Source organism: Candidatus Enterococcus willemsii (assembly GCF_009933335.1).
Taxonomy (GTDB): Bacteria; Bacillota; Bacilli; order Lactobacillales; family Enterococcaceae; genus Enterococcus_F; species Enterococcus_F willemsii.
The window spans coordinates 23,976-44,525 of the sequence record NZ_MAEL01000062.1 but is presented as its reverse complement, the minus strand read 5'-3'; the positions used below and the strand labels follow the sequence as shown (position 1 = coordinate 44,525).

The window sequence follows — 20,550 nt, the reverse complement described above, 5'->3', positions numbered from 1 at the left end:
CTATTCGGTAAAAAATCGCACTAATCGAAATCAGCGCGATTCTAAAATAGACAGTTTTTCACATGTTTCATTTTACCATATTCTATTTGTTTTTCAAGCAATTTGTTTTGCTTTACAAATTAAAAAGTAGAAGCGACAAACTTCTACTTTTTAGCCAATTATTTATATTGTTCTTCCAGGCGACTCATCCAAGCACCTAACGCTATTCCTGCAATACACAATGCAACGCAAGCAAGATAATTCCCTACTGTAAAACCAGCATAGTTTGTTGGAATAATCATAATGGTTGAAGCAAGTACAATCCCCATAATAAAATGGAACAATTGTGCGTAAGCTTTGCTGAAAATATAATCCATCACCTTAGATAATCCCAAAACAGTCACCATCCCACCAATAGCAATTGGTATAACGACCGATAAATCCAATGTTTTAATCCCATCAGACATCGCTTTATACATCCCCATGTAAACTAAAAAGTTTGAAGGACTCAGACCGGGTACAATCATACCTAACCCAATTAATCCACCTGCAATCATCCAAGTCCATAAATTTTGAGGTACTTCTGAGAATAAATCGGCGCCTTTCCATAAAAACAAAAAACCAGCAATCAAGCTAACAACTAAAATAACAATCTCTCGGTTTGAACGCCCTTTTTTCCCAGCTTCCTTCCATAATGCTGGTACGGTTCCGATAATACAACCGACAAAGAACCACAGGATAATTGTTTCATACGTTCCAAGTAAAAAACTTACCGCAAAAGATAATAGGAAAACTCCTGTAATCCCACCTAAACCGACAGGAATGAAATAGAGTACATTTTCTTTAAAGTTTTTCGTGATGTGAGCCAAAAAACTAATGATTCGTTCATAAATACCAAAAATTGCCGCTAATGCCCCACCACTTACACCTGGTAATATAAAACCAGAACCAATAAACATTCCTTTAACAAATCGTAAAATCCAGTCATTGCCGCCTTTTTTTGCGGTTTGTTGCTTATTATCCATAAATTACTACGCTCCTACTTCCTTCTTTTAGAACAATCGACTTGTCCATTTTATTTTTTGTTCATTCAATTTAACCAATTCTGCATAAAAAAGGTTTCCCCCATTATGGTACAAATAGCCGCCATTGTAAATAACAGACTGCACACCTAAATAACGATAGGTCGTTTTTTCAGGGTTTCCTAGTAAGGGAGACAGTACCTCTTTTGAATATTCTTCAGCTAAATCCAATGAATTTTTCCCACCATGTTTGGCAACAAAATCAATATAATCCAAACCAAAATTATATGCTTGAACCGCTGTCCATAAATCAGTATGTTGATTTTCAGCTCGCTCAATCGCTTGTGCAAGGTAATGAACCCCTTGGTCAATACTTTCATTTGCATTTTGAATTTTATTTGGTTCACCATAGGCACTTTCTGAACTTTGCATTAAATCTTGTCCGGTCCCTTTGGTTTCAGTCATTATAATACTCATCGCTAATTCTTTGTATTCGGGAATACCGTTTTTTTCAACAGCATAGGCCACTTGTTCTTCATATTGATAGACTTGTCGCAATATCCGGTAATTTCGATAGCCTATATAAGCTAAGAAAATGATTAGTCCTATCAAAAATAGACGAAACATGCGCCTAAAGAAAGTTTTTTTTCTCATCACTATCATCCAACCTTTTTTTGTATCAGCACTCAGCGTACTATTTCTTCACTTTCTTGTCTATTTCCAACTGAAAAAATAAAAAAACTTTAGAAAAAGACAAACTTTTAATCGCCTTACATAATTGTTAGCACGTTTTTAATACCCAAAACGTACAAACATAGCTATACTTTAAGAAGAAAAAAGAATTAGGTGACAAGTATGAGTAAAAAAAGATATATTGAAATTGCCGATGGCAGTTTGTTATTTTATGAAATTTTTGGTGACGGTTTTCCTTTATTTTTATTACATGGCAATAATAACGATGGGTCTTATTTCCATTATCAAATTGACTATTTTATGAAAGAATATCAAGTTATTGTCGTAGACAGTCGTGGGCAAGGCCATTCCACAAATGAATCACCCCAAATAACGTTTCAACAGATGGCGGATGACTTAAAAGCGATTATGGATCAAGAAAATATTCAACGAGCAAATTTATTAGGCTTTAGCGATGGTGCTAATATCGCTATGGTCTTTGCTTATCAATATCCGACTTACGTTCACCGAATGATTTTAAATGCAGGAAATACCAGAGTAATTGGTTTGAAAAATCATTGGATTATCTTGACCTATTTGCAATACTTTCTCTATTGGTTACTCTCCTTTATTAGTCATCGTGCAAAAGAAAAACGACCAGTCATTGGTTTGATGATTCATGATATTGGGCTGACAAAAGAACAACTCTCACACATTCATGTCCCAACACTAGTCATTGTTGGCAAATATGATGCAATTAAATTGAAACACACCTTGATGATTGTCAATCATCTACAGGCAACATTCGTGCTAGTCCCTAGACAAGGTCATACGCTAGCTCGAAAAGATGCCTATAATTTTAATCAAACTGTATCTGCATTTTTAGGAGGAGCGCTTCATGAAAAACATTAGTCAGCGGTTTTTGAAACATAAAACCTTATTTAAATTCTTATTTGTCTTAATTTTATCAATCATTGTCAGTGCAGAACTACTCGGAATTGCCAAAACCATTTCCTTTAATCAACTGGCTTTATTATTTAAAGAGACACCAATTTGGCGAATTGTAGCCATGATTGTCATCGGTTTACTAGCGATTTTACCTATGACTGGTTATGATTTCATATTAAAAAAGATGCTACAATTAGACTTTTCTTCGTTTTATATTTTGGAAACGAGTTGGATGATTAACACTATTAATAATATTGCTGGCTTTGGTGGTTTAGTTAGCATGGGGTTACGTTCCGAGTTTTATGGGAAAGGCAAAGATAAAGGGAAAGAAATTTTTCACGCCTTGACCAAAATTTTGTTGTTTACCTTAGCGGGGCTATCCATCTATAGTTTACTTGCTTTTGTTGCAATTTATTTTTTCCATACCAATGTCTATGTTCAACAATACTGGCTATGGTTAGTCATTGGTGGCGGTTATTTCCCACTGCTCTATCTCATAACTAGCTTAAAAAAAGAGGGGTTGCTAGGCGGCCTAACTACGAAATTCCGACTTGGACTGTTAGTTTCTTCTTTTCTTGAATGGACGGGTGTCCTCTGTAGCTTTTTAAGTGTTGGCTACTTGTTAGGCATTCACTTTTCTATTTGGGAAATTGCGCCGTTGTTTATTGCGGCAATTGTGATTGGTATTTTGTCCATGATTCCTGGTGGTGTTGGTAGCTTCGATGTGATTATGATTCTAGGATTATCCGCATTAGGCATTGAAAAAGAACTTGCAGTACTCTGGCTATTGCTTTTCCGTCTATGTTATTATGTCATCCCTGTCACACTAGGTATTATTTTCTTTTTCAAGCATTTGTTTCATTCGTTTGATAACAAATACGACGGGATTCCTAAGCAATTAACCTTAGAAATTTTCCATAAAATTGAAGTTGGCTTACTCTACTTTTCTGGTGTGATGATGGTCCTTTTAGCTACCGTTCCGCAAGCTTTTCAAGATTTCCCTTGGTTGGCTCATATGAATCCTTTCCGTTTTCGATTGATTACCCAATTTCCGAGCCTACTCTTAGGGTTTGGCTTACTGATTATGGGACGAGGAATTGCAGCTCGGGTCAAGCGAGCGTACTGGCCAACGATTTTAATTATTAGTATTGCTATTTTGTATTCATTTATGATTGATTTTAGTCTGATCACGATTCTCTTTTTAAGTATATTATTATTGATTATTATCGTATCTAAATCAGAGTTAATCCGCGAACAACTGGTTTATTCATGGGAATGGATGACCATTGATGGCCTGATTTTTGCTGGTTTAACTTTAGCCTATTTACTGATTGGCATTCTAAGACTTCCACATGCACCAAAACATATCCATCCATTCAAAGAGTTTTTTGTTTTACCTTCTGAAAAAATTTGGTTATCTGGCTTTATCATTCTTGGTATTGTCGTTACCAGCATGTTGCTACTTATCCGTTATCTTCAAGGTACTAAGAAAAAAATTGGGGTATCGTATCAAATGGATCATATTCAAAACATCTTAGAAACTTATGGAGGCAATAGTGACAGTGAATTAGTCTTTTTAGAAGATAAATCAATTTTTCTTTATCCAAATGACAACCCAACTGTCTTTCTACAATTTGATACCTTCAACAACAAATGTGTTGTCATGGGTGATCCTTCAGGGAATAAAGCTGATTTTCCAGACGCAGTCGATGCTTTTATTCAAGAAGCTGATCGTTGGGGCTATCAACCCGTCTTTTATGAAGCACGTGAAGAAACAGTGATGATTTTACATGATTTTGGGTACGATTTTATCAAAATGGGAGAAGAAGCCTTAGTTGACTTACAAAGCTTCACTCTTTCTGGTAAAAAAATGCGTGGTACTCGAGCAGTGATTAATAAAATTAGCAAAGCGGGTTACACATTCGAAGTATTGCAACCACCATTTACAGCAGACACCATGCAAGTTTTAGCGGACATTTCTGAACAATGGCTTGGTGGACGAAAAGAACGAGGCTTTTCATTAGGCTTTTTCAGTGAAAGCTATTTGCAACGAAACCCAATTGCCGTGGTGAAAAATAGCGAAGGTGAAATTGTTTCCTTTGCTAATATTATTCCGAGTTATACCAATGAAGTGGGTACCATTGATTTAATGCGTCACCACCCTACCAAAGCGCCTTCTGGTAGCATGGACTTCCTGTTTCTCCATTTATTTGAGTACATGAAAGAAGAAGGTATCCAAGCTTTTGATTTAGGGATGGCTCCATTATCGAATGTCGGACGTTCAAGGAAAAGTTTCTTGCAAGAGCGCATCGCTTCACTAATCTATTCTTTTGGCAGTCGCTTTTATTCTTTCCAAGGGTTACGTGATTACAAGGAAAAATATGCAAGTCGTTGGATTTCTCGTTATACTTTATATTCGCGTGACAGTTGGATTGCTTATGTTGTTGTTGCCCTCTTAATTTTAGATAATAAACCTATGGATACAAATAAAAAAAACTCATCGCGATGATGAGTTTTTTATTTAACGATGAGTAATCTCAGTTTTTGCGAATGTTTCAATAACTGGGATCACGTCTAATTTTAACTTATATTTGCGCTCTAAAGCTGCTTCAATGGTAAAGTTATCTTTTTCTTTCATTGAAATTGTTGCTAATAAACGCTCTTCTTTTGGTGTTTTTTCAACCACTTGAACATCATCGGCAGTTTGATGTACCTGGAATTTAGGAAAAGCAGTCATTTTTTCTGTAAATTCAGCGAACGTCATTCCGTCAGAAATTTCTTGAACGTTTTCTGATACAGCTTCTTCCACTGGTTCTGGTTGTGCTACTGTTACTGGCTCTGCCCAATAATTCGCAACTTCATCTGCCAAGTTTTCACTAAAACGAGTCAATAAGCCTTTTTCTTGATTTTGGATACGTTTGACAACTGTGTTGAAGTTTTCATCCAATGGCACTGAGATGACTTGATCACGTGTTGTCTCACCTACTAGTTCAATCGCCATTTCAGATTGATTCGTAGGTTTAATTGAAACTTGAATGGTTAAACCATGTTTTGCTAATGTTTGCTTTTCCATTTCATCAAAAAGCATTTTACGAGCAGTCTCAAACGATGGACGGAATTGTTTCTTTAATTTTTCTAGTTGTTTCTTTTTCATAATGTTCCCCTTTCAATACGTTTTTGATTATATGAAAAAAAAGCCGAATTGAACAGGGATTTTCATGAAAAAGTGGCAAAAAATTAAAATTCTATGAAAAAAACTAGATTTTGATGGTCATTTTAACGCTTGGGTATCATGAAATTTTGGCAGAATTGCAAGCAGCTCTTTCTCATCTGAAACAGCAACGACCTTATTTTGCCATGCTTGCAAAGCATAAGTACCTAATTTTTCAGTCAACGCTTGTTGGTACTGTTCTTTTTTCCAATCTCTAGCTGGAAAATGCTGGACTTTCTCAGGAGTAACTAAAAAAACAAAATCAGGACTAAATGCAGTTAGGATTGCTGGACTTAAGTTATTTAAACGATTTTCGATAGTCATTTGTTCTCCTCCTTTTTTTATCAGTCTAACAATCCTAAACTTATTTGACAACTGATAATTTTTTACTTCCTAGTTTTTACTTTTTCTTGTACACTAAAGAAATAAAGGAGCGAAACTGATGGACATTTATTTAAAACGTGCAATCTTGCATATTATTGATCGTGAAGCAGGAGACCCTGTTTATTCACAAGTAGAACTCGATTTAACAACTGAATATATTCGCGATTACTTAACTAAAAAAATTCAAAAATTATCGACCCCACAAACGAAAACCGGTGTTTTAATTGAAGATTCCGCTGTTGGGCAACTAGCCAAGCAAGCAGAAGACAATTTTACTTATTTTAGCGAACAATTAGTTGCTCGTTGGTATGATATTTACCAACAAAGTGAAGATGCACCTAGTGCGGATGTCTTTATTGTTCTTTATGAAATGGATACCCGACTTTATGCCGCTTTATTAAAAGTCAATTATACGGATGCTTATACTCATTTTGTAGAAGCGGATGAAAATGGCATTCAAAATAAATTGATTATTAACCGTGCGATTCTAGGTGGTAAAACACAAAAAGCCGATGAAGGGATTACTATCGAGTTAGAAACATTATCGTATGAATTAATTGAGAAAAAATATACTTTTTCTGGTGATAAAGGCGCCTACTTTTCAACCAAAGTTATCGAATCTGAACCACTGCCTTCTTTAGAAGAAAATGTCAAAGTTATCAAAAAAGTGGCTGAAAAAATTGGCCAAAAATTTGAGGCTCCTTCATACGATGTTGTAGCGGATGTCAAAGAAGCCGTCTTTGAAACGATTGAAGAAACTGGTCAAATTGATGCCAAAGAGGTCGCTGAAAAAGTGTTTAAAGACAACATTACCGCTCAAATGGCATTCCAAGAAGAAGTCAAAGAAAAAGGCTTTGTTGACAATGCACCGATGCTACGTGAAGTCAAAGAAATTTCCGAGAAGAAATACGGCAAACAAAAATTGAAATTATCCAACGGCATTGAATTAATTGTGCCTTTAGATGTCTATCGCAATACCGATTTAATTGAATTTGTTAATAATCCAGATGGTACTATTTCAGTTACAATTAAAAACGTCGAGGAAGTCATTAACCGCCTATAACAAAAACCGCTCACCGATTGGTTGAGCGGTTTTGACTTATTGTCGTAACGTAGCTAAAATTTCTTTGGCGATTGCTTCATTCATCATCCCTTTTTGCAAGCGATCGGCAACGAATTGAATTTCGTCCCCTTTCGCACCAACACTTAATGCTAAAGAGCGTGCTTGTAACGACATGTGACCTTTTTGTATCCCTTCAGAGACTAACGCACGTAACGCTGCTAAATTTTGCGCTAAGCCCACGCAAGCAACAATTTCTGCTAAATCTTTTGCATGTTCCACACCTAGTATTTTAAGCGTAACTTGGGCTTTTGGTAACACTTTGGTTGCTCCACCAACCGTCCCCAATGCTAGCGGTAATTCAATCGTGCCTCGCAAGCCTGTAGCAGTTAATTGCCAAGTCGTTAAGCCTCTGTATTGTCCGCTGCGAGCTGCAAACGCATGAATCGCAGCAGAAGTTGCTCGGGTATCATTACCTGTAGCTAAAATCACCGCTTCGATGCCATTCATCACGCCTTTGTTGTGGGTTGTGGCACGATACGGATCTAATTGGGCAAAGGTTGATGCTGCAGCAATTTTTTCAGCAACTTTTTTCCCTTGTTTTCCTAATGCCTCAAATGAGATGTCACAACTGGCTGTTACGACTGATTCCGTTGCATAGTTACTTAAAATACTAAAGAGAATTTCTTCCGAAAACCAACCACGAAAAACACTGGCAACTTTTTCTAAAATCGTGTTCATCATATTGGCACCCATCGCATCTTGCGTATCTATTAATAAGTCAACCGAAAGAAACGATGGATCTTCTGGAAATTCTCGCGTCTGAATGCGTCGCAAACCACCTCCGCGTTTGACAATCGAGGGATACGCTGCTTCAGCCACTTCAAATAAATATGCTTCATTCGCGGCAATTTTTTTACAAATTGCCACTGCATCAGTAACATTCATCAACACTATTTGACCACACAACAGTTTTTGTTCCATCTGGCTACGAAATCCACCAGAAGCGGCCACTATTTTCGCCCCGTTACTACAAGCTGCAACGACAGAAGGTTCTTCGGTTGCCATAGGAACAAGATAGTTTTGCTCATTAATTACAAAATTCATCCCCACACCTAAAGGAATCGCAAACTCACTGATTTGATTTTCGATTAAATGATCAGCGATTTCTTCTGACAAGCTCATCTGTTGTAATTCATGCTGCATGTCAGGTGTCAAAACTTGTTCGTGAGCTAACCGTTCCAAGCGTTCTGAACGTGTTAGCTCATAGAACTTTTTTTCAGTATTGTATGGTACAGGTCGTTCCAATAAAATGGCTAATCCTAAGCCACCACCTACGCATAATGAGGCTACTGCATATTTACCTTTGATCCGTTGCAATTGATGTACAGCAGTTGCCACAATTCTTGAACCACTCGCACCAATTGGATGACCTAAAGAAATACCGCCACCACAGATATTAATTTTTTCGACAGGAATTTCTAAGGTTTGTTGCACAACAATCGATGATGCCGCAAACGCCTCGTTGATTTCAAATAAATCAATATCTGATACCGTCAAGCCATTTTTTTCCATTAACGAACCAATTGCTTTAATCGGTGAAATCCCCATAATACTTGGATCAATCCCCACTTCGGTGATATCTTTAATGACTGCTAAATAAGGAATTTGATGCGCCTCTGCAAAGCGTTTCGATGCTAAGAGTACGCCCGCAGCACCGTCATTAATTGTCGAAGCATTTCCAGCCGTCACCGTCCCATTTTCTTTAAAAACAGTGCGTAAACTTGCTAATTTTTCAAGAGACGTTTCTTTACGAATCCCCTCATCTTTTGTATACATAGTCCCATCTATTTCAATGGGTAAAATTTCAGCTTGGAAATAGCCTTGTTCTTGAGCGTCGACAGCTTTCATTTGCGATTCATAGGCAAATGCATCTTGTGCTTGACGACTAATATTAAATTGTTCTGCTACATTTTCAGCTGTTAACCCCATATGTTTGCCACTGAAAGCATCTGTCAGTCCATCTTGAATCATGACTGGTTTCGGGTTCGTATAAGAATCCGTCGCTTTATCAAATTGTGAGACATACGGCGCTTGGCTCATACTCTCAACACCGCCAGCTAAAATAACATCTGCTTCACCTAATTGAATTGCCTGACGAGCTAAGGCAATCGCTTTTAAGCCTGATCCGCAAACTTCATTAATCGTTGAAGCCGTCACTTCATGACCTAATCCGCTGTTTAATGCGATTTGTCTCGCAGGGTTTTGACCATTTCCTGCTTGTAAGACATTACCAAAAATAACTTGTTTAATTTCTGATTGTAGGGTCGGATTTTGCTGCAATAGCGCTTTTGCAACCTTTGTTCCTAACTCCACTGCTGACACTTGACTAAATTGTCCTCGGTATTTGCCAATCGGCGTTCTCAAGGCATCAATAATTACAACTTCTTCCACTACGCCACCTCCAAATGAACTATAGCATTTTTCTCTAGAAAAAAGAACTTTCCCTTTATTATAACGAATTTTTTTGTATGTTTCTTTAACAAACTTTAAATTCTCCTATTTTTTTAGCTAATTTTCACAAAATATCGCATGAATGTGATACTTTATATAAGTAAACTATCGTTAAAGGAGACTGACTATGACTGTTGGTATAGATAAAATTAGTTTTTTCGTTCCGCCCTATTATATTGATATGACGGATTTAGCACACGCAAGAGGCGTTGACCCTAACAAATTTCATATTGGTATCGGGCAAGATAAAATGGCTGTTAATGCCAAAACCCAAGATATTGTTACGTTTGCTGCAAATGCGGCAAACACAATTTTAACAGCTGAAGATTTAGAAAAAATCGATATGGTAATTGTTGGTACCGAATCAAGTGTGGATGAATCAAAAGCAACTTCTGTTGTATTGCACCGCTTATTAGGTGTACAACCCTTTGCTCGTTCATTTGAAATTAAAGAAGCTTGCTACGGAGGTACCGCTGGTTTGCAATTTGCAATTAATCACGTTACCTTACATCCCGAAAGCCGCGTTTTAGTTGTAGCGACCGATATTGCTCGTTACGGCCTAAATTCTGGTGGCGAGCCAACTCAAGGTGCTGGCGCTGTTGCGATGTTGATTACCAAAGAACCACGAATTCTAACAATTGATGACGACAGCACAATGCTCACACAAGATATTTATGATTTTTGGCGTCCAGTTGGTCACGAATACCCTATGGTTGACGGACCACTATCAAATGAAACCTACATTGATTCTTTCCAAAAAGTGTGGCATGAAAGCAATCGTCGTCACGAACGAACATTGGCAGATTATAAAGCTTTAGCCTTCCATATTCCTTATACAAAAATGGGGAAAAAAGCGCTACTCTCTATTTTGGAAGACGAAACACCGGAAGAACAAGAACGCATTTTAGCTCGCTATGAAGAAAGCATCTTGTATAGCAAACAAATCGGGAACTTGTATACTGGCTCTTTATATGTAGGCTTAATTTCATTATTAGAACATGCAGAAGACTTACATGAAGGTGATCGAATTGGCTTATTTAGTTACGGTTCAGGAGCTGTCGCTGAGTTTTTCAGCGGTAACATCGTGAATGGCTATCAAGAGCATTTACACCAAGAACATCACCAACAATTGTTAGCACAGCGCCAGCAATTAACTATCGAACAATACGAGCAATTATTTGCAGATAACTTAGATACTTCTGTCGATGCTACTTTTGAAGATGATTTACCATTTAGCATTACAGCCATCAAAAATACTGTGCGTTCTTATCGCGTATAAACGAAAACCATCGACTTCAATTTGCGAAGTCGATGGTTTTTAAACAATTGTTAGCAAGTCTGTTAATCTGGAAATTTGTCGATCTGCCGCCGATTGATCAACAGTGAATTGTTGTGTTAAAGCTACTGTATACAGCCCTGCTGCTTTAGCCGAACGGATTCCCACTGTTGAATCTTCTACGGCTAAACTTTGGCCGCCAAATTGCTTAGCACTTACTTGATAGATTTCAGGATGTGGTTTACTTTTTGTGACTTCATCTCCACTAATAATGAAATCAAAATATGGAGTAAGCTCACAAGTTGCTAACATTGTTTCAATTTGTTGTCTGGCAGACGATGAAGCAAGTGCAATCTTTTTCTCTCGTTTTTTTAACTCACTTAACACAAGCTTTACATCAGAACGCAATGCTTTTGGAAAATCAATTGGATGTTTCTGTCGATACTGTTGGTAGGCTTCTTTTAGATGTTGACGTTGCTTTTTTTCTGGCACTAACGTTTGCCAAATACCTGCTTCTGTCAAACCGATATAATCTGTTAATTTGCGTGAACCCGGTTCTAAACCTTGCTCATCAAAAAAGGCCATCCGTCGCTTAAAGAAATATTCCTCACTGTCTATCAAGACGCCATCCATATCAAAAATAACATTATCAAACATTCTTCTTCCTCCCTTAATTCAAAACAATATCGTTTAACAATCGTAGTTCCAAGTCAGAAATTGTGATGGTATATTCTTTTTCAATTTGTTGAAAGGATCGATGTATTTTTTCCATTGTTCCCCAATGTTGTCGCTTGTAACTTTCAATATCCTCTTGATCATCCACCTCTTCTTTGCGTAATAGACGTTCAATCATACAACTAACATGAAGATACAATAAATATTTGCGATTGGCATCAAAAGACCATTCTAAACTTCGTTCTAATTCATCAATCGCTTCGCGAACGGAATGCAATACTCGATCTGCGTCTAATATTGTTAATGTTTCAACCATTTTTCTCAAAGAAAAATTAAAAATTAGCTCTTGTTTTAATTTTTCAATGTCTACTTCAAAATAATCCGATAACAAGTCCACTAGACCATCAATCATCTCACCATTCACTAATTTATCCAAACCAAAGTAAGGGACATTTTCCAACTCAGGATTCTCTGTTCCAACAATTGCCAAAATATCATACATTTGAAAGGGTAGTTCATAGGACTTATGGTCTTTTAGTTTTTGATAATCATACGGTAAAATAGTTAGCATGTTGCTAGCATTTCCTAGACTCTTTTTCATAATTTCTTTGATTTGAATGGCACTTCCCATACCAGTATAACAACAAGTGATAATAGCTTTCTTTTTATTCACTTTTGGCATCGCCATCTGCTTTTTTATTTGTAATGTGTCCATAATTTTATCATGAATCTCAAAAATCGTTGCATGCTGTAACAATAAATTCCCAACTTCAAGTAACAAGGGAGTATTAAATGAATCAATGATTAGTAATGGACCCTGAATTTTATTCGCTAAATGCTGAGCAACAATATTTAACGAGCCCATATCTACCATCAAAATCAGACCTTCGTCCACACGATAACTCTCCATATATTGAAGGACTTTCTTTTCAATTTCATCAATCGTGATTCCTAAAGGCATATCATAAGCTTGAAAAATATTTTTTTGTAGCATTCGATTGGCAACATTTGCCATGCTACTGGCAGTTGAATAGCCATGCGCTAAAACGACCGCTTTAATCTCACTTTCGATAGAAGATAAGTTCATACTTTTCAAATAGAAAGCAATAAATACAATATCTTCGTCTAAAAACTCACTATCCATTTGAATCGACAGATAGTTCAAAAAACGCTTCGCTAACCATAGTTCGTCTTTCATTGATTCTTCCAAAAACTGAAATAATGGGACACGCAAATTTTCCCATTTCGGATGGTTGGTCAAAAAATCTTGATTTTCTTTTGCATACAAATAATTAGCAATCGAAAGGACTTTATTGCCATCTTGATTAAAGCCATAATTTTCATTCATAAATTGAAACGTTGAACGAATATTATGAATCATATAAGAGAAAAAAGATGTCTCTTTATCATCTGGTGTATAAAACACAAATTCATCCATCAACAAAATAACACTTTCTGTTGCAAATAAAATAAACTGTTCTGCTGATAGTTGATGCGCATCTATTTTTTGAAAATCATCTAGCAAACGATTGAAAAACGTTTTAACTCGCTTGCGTTCTTCTGTCTCTAAATTTGATTGATAGGTAGTGTTTGGTAGATACTTGCGTTGTTTCATATTCTTTTGATTATTAATCATCTTCCCAGACGAAAACGGATGCATCAAGTGTTCTACTGGTATATCTGTTAAACGGACAACAATTTCTTCATTTTGCCATTGTTTTGAGTAAGCATTACCGCAAGCGAATTTAATAATATTCTTAATTTTCCCCACATTTCCTTCTAAATTAGCATCTAAAAGAAAATGCAAAACTTTACTTGAAACAGACACACGTCTTTGCAAAATATTACTTTCTTGGATAAAAAATTGATCAATCAATTGTAATCGTTCTGCTTGAGGTCGTTCGTGGAAGCTGGGTAAATGAACAATTACAGGCAAACGTCGTAAAAAAGTAGGCAGAAAAGAAGACTGAATATCTTCTGTCGTTGCAAATATCAACCGAATTGTCGCCCTTTTTTTAATTGAATTATCGCCAATCGGTGAGTATTCGCCCGTATCCATAAATGTAAACAATTTTTCTTGACCTTCATCAGACAAACGATGGACTTCATCTAAAAATAAAATACCACCATCCGCAATGTCTAATAGTCCTTCTCGATCCGTTTCTGCCCCTGTAAATGCTCCTTTAGTATGACCAAATAGTACACTGGATAATAATTCTGGATTATTGTAGTATTGGGCACAATTATGTGAAATATAAGGTGCATCACTCGGTAAGATATTTTTTGCGACCGCATACTCATAAATTTCTGAAGCTAAAAAAGTTTTTCCAGAACCACTCGAACCTAACAACATGATGGGTAATCCCCCATTAGGATACATAATAGCTGTTTTAATTTGATTAATTTTCTCTCTTAAACTACCCGTAGCGCCAATGACTTGTTCCAGGGGATCGATAGTTACTAACTGTGTTTGATTCTCTGCAAATAATTCTTCAAAGGAATCATATTCATTTTTTGACACTTCAAAATAATTTTCTTGGAACGCTTGTTTATGCAAAAATGAGACTGGATATGTTTTGATTTTTAACAAAATACCTTTTCGAAAACCTGTATTTAAATAACTGCTAACAGTACTTCGATTCAAACCCACTTTTTCTGAAAGTGCGTGTGCTGAAAATTCATTTCGATTAACCTTGTTCAATTGGCTCGTCAACTGGAAAAGATAGGCTTCTATACTTTTTTTCAATCTTTCTCTCCCCTTTTCTTTATAAAATACCTCTCTAAAAAGAGAATAAAACAAGGGAAACTGAGGTAGAAATCTACCTCAGTTTATATTAATATTCAAGTTTCCACATATAGCGACGTTTTGTCAATGGATGTTGGCGAGCTTCTGCTAACTCTTCTGCATATACTCGGAAAACTGCGGTAATAACCATTGGGTTGAAATAATCAATAACTGTCGATTTCACAACTGAAGACAAACCGTAATCTAGTGCATCAACAATCGCTGTCTTCGCATCAAAACGATTTAAGAAAGTTAATGCACGAGCATCAATCGACCGAGTGCTACCTTCATTCATCAATAAAACAAACGGTACATCTTTATCAACAATTTCAAATGGACCGTGGAAAAATTCACCTGTATGGAAAGTACCTGAATTAATCCATTGCATTTCCATCATTAAACAAATAGAGGTTGAGTAAGCAACTTCATGTGTCGCACCACTACTCATTACATAGATGACAGGCTCATCTTTAAAAGCTTCTGCAAATTGCTTGGCGTCTTTCTTAGCAGATAAAGCTGCTTGTTGTGCTAAAGGATATATTTTGTCAAATCCATCCAGCATATCTTCATAGTGAGCATATCCTTCAATTTGGTGTAATAATTCAACAGCTAGCAACAACGCATAACCAGTTTTTTCTAATTTTGCGGAATAATCTTCTGCAAAGCGATGATAGATAACATAATCTGCATCTTTGGTTAACGGTGAGTCGACACTACGCGTAAGACTAATGACTTGCGCACCTTTGGCTTTTGCTACTGCATTGGCTTCAACTGTTTCAGGAGTTGTACCCCCTAATGAGGCAGAAATAACAACAGTGTTTTCACCAATTAAAGCTGGTGTCGCATAATTAAATTCATTTGCTGTGTAATGACTAACACTGATTTTTTTTGCATTTTGATCTAAGAAGAATTTCGCTGGATACAAATCAGCTTTTGATGCACCACAGCCTACAAATACGACATGGTCAATTTGTTGTTTCTCTAAAATTTCTTTGATAATTTCTTTTGGATTCATTGAAGAATACCCTCCTAATTTTTTTATATTAAACCAAAAATGGTTTATCACTTATTGTAAAATCCCTAAAACACTTAATAAAATACCGCCGACAATTGAAATAGTTAACATCCAACCAGTACGAACTTTTTTCTTCAATAGCCAGTACATAAAGAACGTCATCCCCAATGGAATCATTTGTGGCATAATATTATCTAACACATCTTGCAGCACAAAGGACTCTCCTAAATGAATAGGTGTGGTCAAACCAATCATACTAGCAATCATCGAACCAATAACCATTAATCCAACAATCGAACAAACATACATTACTTTATCCATTAACCCTTCTTGATATAGTTTCGTTAAATATTTGTTCCCCATCGTATAACCGAATTTCCCACCATAATATGTCACTAAGTATGATGGAATAAATGAGATTAACATGGCTAGAATCGGACCTAAAATACTTCCTTGTTGAGCCAAATTAATTCCTAAACCGAAAGCTAATACTCGAATGGTACCTTGGAAGAAGGAATCACCAATACCAGAGAGTGGACCCATCAAACTTGTTTTAACGGCATTGATTGTCTCAGGATTAAAATTCTCTTGATCTGCATAGTATTGTTCTTCCATTGATGCCGATAATCCTAAGACAAACGCACTCGTTTGCGGCGTGCAATTGTAGTAAGCCATATGTCTTTCATAGGCTTCTTTTTTTAATTGCGCATCTTTAGGTTCCTTGTAAATAGCATCTAAAATCGGTGCAATACCGTACATAAACCCCATGTTCATTTGTCGTTCGTAATTCCAAGATGCTTGAATCGCCCAAGAACGCCAGAAAAACTGACGATATTTCCAATTATTTGGATCTTTTTGTTTTCCCATTTTTCACCCTCCTATAAATCATCTAGTGGATCTGGGTCAACATTACTGTTGCCATCACCTCTAAATTTAATTTCAGACATGACAAATGCCAAAATACAAGCAAACGCAGCGACACCAATAATACTTAAACCAGAATAAGCTGTAATGAAAAAACCGAGTAATAAGAATGGGATTAAACGATTAGTTAACATTGTATTTAGCAATAAGGCAAAACCAAAAGCTGGTAAAATCTTACTTGCCACAGTCAATCCATCCGTAATCCACACAGGAATCATATCCACCAATTGCTTGACTAAATCGGTTCCAAAATAAATAGCTAAGAAAATTGGAATAAAATACATCAATGAATAAAGTACCGACCCATAAACAATATGAATATTGCGAGCGCCTCCATATTTTCCTTCTTCAATTAACGTATCTGCGCGATGAGATAAGTTTGATAGAATCGTACGCATTAAAATTCCTAACATTTGACCTAATACAGAAATTGGAATAGCAATCGTTAAGGCTGTTTCCGCATTGGCATTTGACAAAATAGCAAAAGACGTTGCAATAATTGATGCCATATTCATATCTGGTGGTGCTGCCGCTCCAATATTTACAATCCCGAGAGCCATCAATTCTAAAGAAGCACCAACCATCAAACCTGTCTGTAAATCTCCTAAAACTAGTCCAACTAAGGTACTAACAATTAATGGACGTTCTAAATTTAATCGTCCTAATAATCGTGAATCTAAAATACAAATGACGCCGATTAACCCTAGCAACAACGATTGAATGAACATATACTCTCCTCCTATCTTAAATTTTATTATTTAATTCTTCACGTTTTGATGTAGGCACTTGTTGCATAAATAATTTGATACCTAACTGACTTAGTTTTTTTGAATCTTCTATTTCTGATGGTGTTAAATGAATGGCTTTACTAAATTCTTTGGCTCCTTCTTTTTTAGGAATACCACCATAATTAATTTCTTTAATTGATGGATATGCTTCACAAAACGCTAGTGTCTCTTGTGTGTTGCCAAAAATAAGCATCACATTGTCGTTTAACTGTTCAATTTTAGGCATCCGAGCCAATACTTCTTCTACCGAAAAAATATTTAATTTCATGCCTGAAGGCTTTGATAAATTTAAAGACATTTTTTTAAACTCATCTGTAGCTGCCTCATTATTCACTACAATCGTACGTGTGATATTTAATGCTTTACTCCATGCAAAGACGACTTGTCCATGCAACAAACGATAATCAATCCGTACCAATTTAATCATAAGTCATCCATCTCCATCCCCATTTTTTCTTCAATTAGTTTATTGCAATTTACTACTCCATTCTGACTCTCACTAACAATAGTTGCTAAGGTGTCTTGCGCGATTTTATTGGTTTGAGAAGCAATTCCAATCACTAACATCAAATTCATCCCAGTTAGTAACGTCACATTGGGAAACTCGCTTAAAATTCCAAGTATTTCATTGTTTACACTGCCACCAAAAATATCTGTTAACACATAGACATCATCTGCGCTATCGAACATATGTAATTGCGCTCTTACCTTTACCGCAATCGACTGCTCTTCTCGATAACTACCAAAAGCATAAATATTTTTTGTCTCCCCAATTAGCATACTAACTGTTTGTAACATGCCTTTAGCAAGCTCTCCATGACTTGCTAAGATAATTTGATTCATTTTCTCCCTCCTTTATTCTTCTTGCTTTATTAAAAGCAAATTCCGTGCCATTTTTTTGTTGATGACTTTATCTATTGATGTCATTAGGGTTTGAATAAAACCTCCAACAGTTTTCGAACGTTTCAACACTCTCGTTAAAATAAGCGTTGAAAAAAGCGTATCTAATCAACATGACTAAATACGCTTTTCTTATTCTGCTTATTTCCACTCTACTAGTTCAGGTTTTTTCATCTTTCCAATGACTAAGGGAACCGTTTCGTGCTTAATTTCGCTGTATTCTAAACCGAACCAATTTTCTGGTGCCACGGTATGCCGTTTAATCCAGAGTTTCGTTTGCATAATTTGTCGATCCCATTTACTCAAATCTGTACTGTTAGATAGCGTCTCATCAACTAATACAAATTGAAAGTCACCTACTTCTCGTCCTGGTGTAATAGAATATTTTTGAGGTTGTTTTGGTAACCGTCCGTCGGCCATCAAAAGATGGATAATTTCTCGAATGTAGACATTCACCTCTTGATTGATACGAAATCCTAAATACAATTTCACTTTAACAATAAAATCTGTTTCCATCATATCAACTTCAAATTTTTTGGTATAAGGTTCATCAGTCACCTCTACGTTAATAAACCAATAAACTTTGGCACGTTTAGGTGATTTATCCAAAATAGAGTATAAAAATTGTCGTCCAATACGATCGCCATCCATTTTAGGGACAAGGAAAACCACATTTGTTTGATACATTGGAACGGATTCGTCTAAATGTAATTGCTGCAGTTGTGGTAACATCTCATTTAAATCAATTTCTTCCGATTCACGCTCTTCGATAATTTTTCCGCGCTCCCAGACCACCATTAAAAATAAAATCAAACAAGCCATCAAAACAGCTACAAAGCCACCATGGAAAAATTTACTTGCACTTGAAATAAAGAAAATCGTCTCAATAGATGCAAAAAATAGGGTAATAAGTAATGAGAATAGCTTATTGTGACGACTTTTTATTAAATAAAAATAAAGTAAAATGGTCGTCATTAACATTGTGACAGTAATTGATAGTCCATAAGCAGCCTCCATATGCGTAGATGTTCTAAATGTAATCACAATCAATGAACAAGCCAACCATAAAATAAAGTTCACACTCGGAATATACATTTGGCCAATCGATGTTCCTGGAAAAACAATTTTTAAACGTGGTAATAATTTTAATTTAATTGCTTCTGAGACCAAGGTAAACGACCCTGAAAGCAAAGCTTGTGAGGCAATAATCGCAGCAATTGTAGCAAATGCTACTCCAAAAATCAGCCAGCCATGAGGTAAGCTTTCAAAAAATGGGTTTAAATGAACATCTTTCATCAACTCTGGATTATCTTTGGCTTGTAGCAACCAAGCAGCTTGTCCCAGATAATTTAATACCAAACAAAGCTTGACGTAAGGCCAGCTCAAGCGAATATTATTTTTCCCTACGTGTCCCATGTCTGAATACAGCGCTTCTGCACCAGTTGTTGCTAAAAATATATTTCCCAAAATAAAAATTCCAAGGGTATTATTTTCACTCACTAATAAACGAAAGGCATACATAGGATTTAAAGCACGAATCACTGATAAATCGCCGCTAAAATTAATAAGTCCAGAAATAGCTAGAAAAGTAAACCACAAAAACATCACCGGTCCAAAGGCTTTTCCTACAATATCGGTTCCAAAACGCTGTACACCAAATAATAGTAGTAAAATCACTAAGGTTATCATGATAATAATATTCTGATTGGAACCAAACGTATCATAGAACCACGAAATACCTCGCAACCCTTCAATTGCCGTTGTCACAGTGACAGCCGGTGTCAATACACCATCAGCCAACAAAGCTGCCCCACCAATCATGGCAGGAATTACTAAATACTTACTACTTTTACGTACTAATGTATACAGAGAGAAAATTCCTCCTTCTCCGTGATTGTCTGCATTCAAGGCAATCATCACATATTTGACTGTCGTCAATAAAGTCAGTGTCCAAAAAATTAGTGAGACTGCTCCTAAGATAAAGTCGGTATTCACCGTCTGCAGACCGCCGTTTTCCTCGACAATTGCCTTCATTACATACAATGGGCTTGTCCCAATATCGCCGTAAACGACCCCCATCGCGACAAGCAAGCCACCTGCGCTTACTGCTTTTTTGTGTTTCATTTTAATATTCTCCTTTCAGCCAAAAAAAGACCTAAATATCCTTCAAAAAGGATACTTAGGTCTTGCAAATAATATTTTAGACCAGCGAATATTTCGCATGTATGTTGATCTAAAACCACATTCAAAATGTGTGCTACTCCCCTAATGCAATGATTATCTACATTTCTTGTTCAAGTGTCAATTGTTCTAACACGAATAAAAAAAATTCTATGGAAAACAAATTTACCATAAAAAAAATAACGAGAACGATTACTCGTTCTCGTTATTTATTCT

17 protein-coding genes are annotated in these 20,550 nt (G+C 36.3%); 4 read left to right on the top strand and 13 right to left on the bottom strand.

Translation table 11 applies throughout. The annotated features are described in order from the left end of the window. Positions 1 to 158: 158 nt before the first annotated feature. Together BAU17_RS13735 and BAU17_RS13730 are read right to left on the bottom strand one after the other, a co-directional pair. Positions 159 to 1,004, bottom strand: coding sequence for a DUF368 domain-containing protein (locus BAU17_RS13735; RefSeq protein ID WP_161903389.1), 846 nt, complete (start codon positions 1,002 to 1,004; stop codon positions 159 to 161). A gap of 27 nt (positions 1,005 to 1,031) precedes the next feature. Beyond that, positions 1,032 to 1,655 (bottom strand): lysozyme family protein, encoded by a 624-nt coding sequence (locus tag BAU17_RS13730; RefSeq protein ID WP_161903388.1) that lies wholly within the window; start codon positions 1,653 to 1,655, stop codon positions 1,032 to 1,034. A gap of 201 nt (positions 1,656 to 1,856) precedes the next feature. Between BAU17_RS13730 and BAU17_RS13725 the strand changes: the two genes are divergently transcribed. Next, entirely contained in the window at positions 1,857 to 2,585 is a 729-nt protein-coding gene (locus tag BAU17_RS13725; RefSeq protein ID WP_161903387.1) for an alpha/beta fold hydrolase, read from the top strand. Beyond that, complete coding sequence (gene mprF / locus BAU17_RS13720) at positions 2,572 to 5,130, top strand: bifunctional lysylphosphatidylglycerol flippase/synthetase MprF (RefSeq protein WP_161903386.1); 2,559 nt, start codon at positions 2,572 to 2,574, stop codon at positions 5,128 to 5,130. The genes BAU17_RS13725 and mprF overlap by 14 nt, the downstream gene beginning before the upstream one ends. 12 nt (positions 5,131 to 5,142) lie before the next feature. On the opposite strand, the gene BAU17_RS13715 is transcribed toward mprF, so the two are convergent. Continuing rightward, on the bottom strand, positions 5,143 to 5,775 hold the full coding sequence (locus tag BAU17_RS13715; RefSeq protein WP_161903385.1) for a hypothetical protein: 633 nt from the start codon (positions 5,773 to 5,775) through the stop codon (positions 5,143 to 5,145). A 117-nt stretch (positions 5,776 to 5,892) separates the two neighbouring features. Next, positions 5,893 to 6,156, bottom strand: a complete 264-nt coding sequence (locus BAU17_RS13710; RefSeq protein ID WP_161903384.1) for a hypothetical protein — start codon at positions 6,154 to 6,156, stop codon at positions 5,893 to 5,895. A 118-nt stretch (positions 6,157 to 6,274) separates the two neighbouring features. Between BAU17_RS13710 and BAU17_RS13705 the strand changes: the two genes are divergently transcribed. Continuing rightward, a complete protein-coding gene (locus tag BAU17_RS13705) occupies positions 6,275 to 7,279 on the top strand; it encodes a nucleoid-associated protein (protein WP_161903383.1) in 1,005 nt (334 codons plus the stop codon). 36 nt (positions 7,280 to 7,315) lie between these two features. Here the strand turns inward: BAU17_RS13705 and BAU17_RS13700 are convergent, their stop codons facing one another. Continuing rightward, a complete protein-coding gene (locus BAU17_RS13700; RefSeq protein ID WP_161903382.1) occupies positions 7,316 to 9,730 on the bottom strand; it encodes a hydroxymethylglutaryl-CoA reductase, degradative in 2,415 nt (804 codons plus the stop codon). A gap of 187 nt (positions 9,731 to 9,917) precedes the next feature. Between BAU17_RS13700 and BAU17_RS13695 the strand changes: the two genes are divergently transcribed. Further along, a complete protein-coding gene (locus tag BAU17_RS13695) occupies positions 9,918 to 11,069 on the top strand; it encodes a hydroxymethylglutaryl-CoA synthase (RefSeq protein WP_161903381.1) in 1,152 nt (383 codons plus the stop codon). Between the two features lie 39 nt (positions 11,070 to 11,108). Here the strand turns inward: BAU17_RS13695 and BAU17_RS13690 are convergent, their stop codons facing one another. From BAU17_RS13690 to BAU17_RS13655, 8 genes are all read right to left on the bottom strand, one after another. Continuing rightward, positions 11,109 to 11,723, bottom strand: coding sequence for an HAD family hydrolase (locus tag BAU17_RS13690; RefSeq protein WP_161903380.1), 615 nt, complete (start codon positions 11,721 to 11,723; stop codon positions 11,109 to 11,111). Positions 11,724 to 11,736: 13 nt separating this feature from the next. Beyond that, positions 11,737 to 14,487 (bottom strand): sigma-54-dependent transcriptional regulator, encoded by a 2,751-nt coding sequence (locus BAU17_RS13685; RefSeq protein ID WP_161903379.1) that lies wholly within the window; start codon positions 14,485 to 14,487, stop codon positions 11,737 to 11,739. A gap of 88 nt (positions 14,488 to 14,575) precedes the next feature. After that, positions 14,576 to 15,541: an SIS domain-containing protein gene (locus tag BAU17_RS13680; protein ID WP_161903378.1), complete on the bottom strand. Its 966-nt coding sequence runs from the start codon at positions 15,539 to 15,541 to the stop codon at positions 14,576 to 14,578. 51 nt (positions 15,542 to 15,592) lie between these two features. After that, the gene (locus BAU17_RS13675; RefSeq protein ID WP_161903377.1) at positions 15,593 to 16,408 is read right to left on the bottom strand and encodes a PTS system mannose/fructose/sorbose family transporter subunit IID; all 816 of its coding nucleotides are present in this window, start codon (positions 16,406 to 16,408) and stop codon (positions 15,593 to 15,595) included. Positions 16,409 to 16,419: 11 nt separating this feature from the next. Further along, positions 16,420 to 17,193 carry a PTS mannose/fructose/sorbose/N-acetylgalactosamine transporter subunit IIC gene (locus BAU17_RS13670; protein ID WP_161903376.1) on the bottom strand — a complete coding sequence of 258 codons (774 nt, stop codon included), beginning with the start codon at positions 17,191 to 17,193 and terminating at the stop codon, positions 16,420 to 16,422. Between the two features lie 16 nt (positions 17,194 to 17,209). Continuing rightward, the gene (locus BAU17_RS13665) at positions 17,210 to 17,680 is read right to left on the bottom strand and encodes a PTS sugar transporter subunit IIB (protein WP_161903375.1); all 471 of its coding nucleotides are present in this window, start codon (positions 17,678 to 17,680) and stop codon (positions 17,210 to 17,212) included. Beyond that, positions 17,677 to 18,096, bottom strand: coding sequence for a PTS sugar transporter subunit IIA (locus BAU17_RS13660; protein ID WP_161903374.1), 420 nt, complete (start codon positions 18,094 to 18,096; stop codon positions 17,677 to 17,679). Before BAU17_RS13660 ends, BAU17_RS13665 begins: the two co-directional genes overlap by 4 nt. Before the next feature lie 198 nt (positions 18,097 to 18,294). Continuing rightward, positions 18,295 to 20,277, bottom strand: a complete 1,983-nt coding sequence (locus BAU17_RS13655) for a KUP/HAK/KT family potassium transporter (RefSeq protein ID WP_161903373.1) — start codon at positions 20,275 to 20,277, stop codon at positions 18,295 to 18,297. Positions 20,278 to 20,550: the final 273 nt, after the last annotated feature.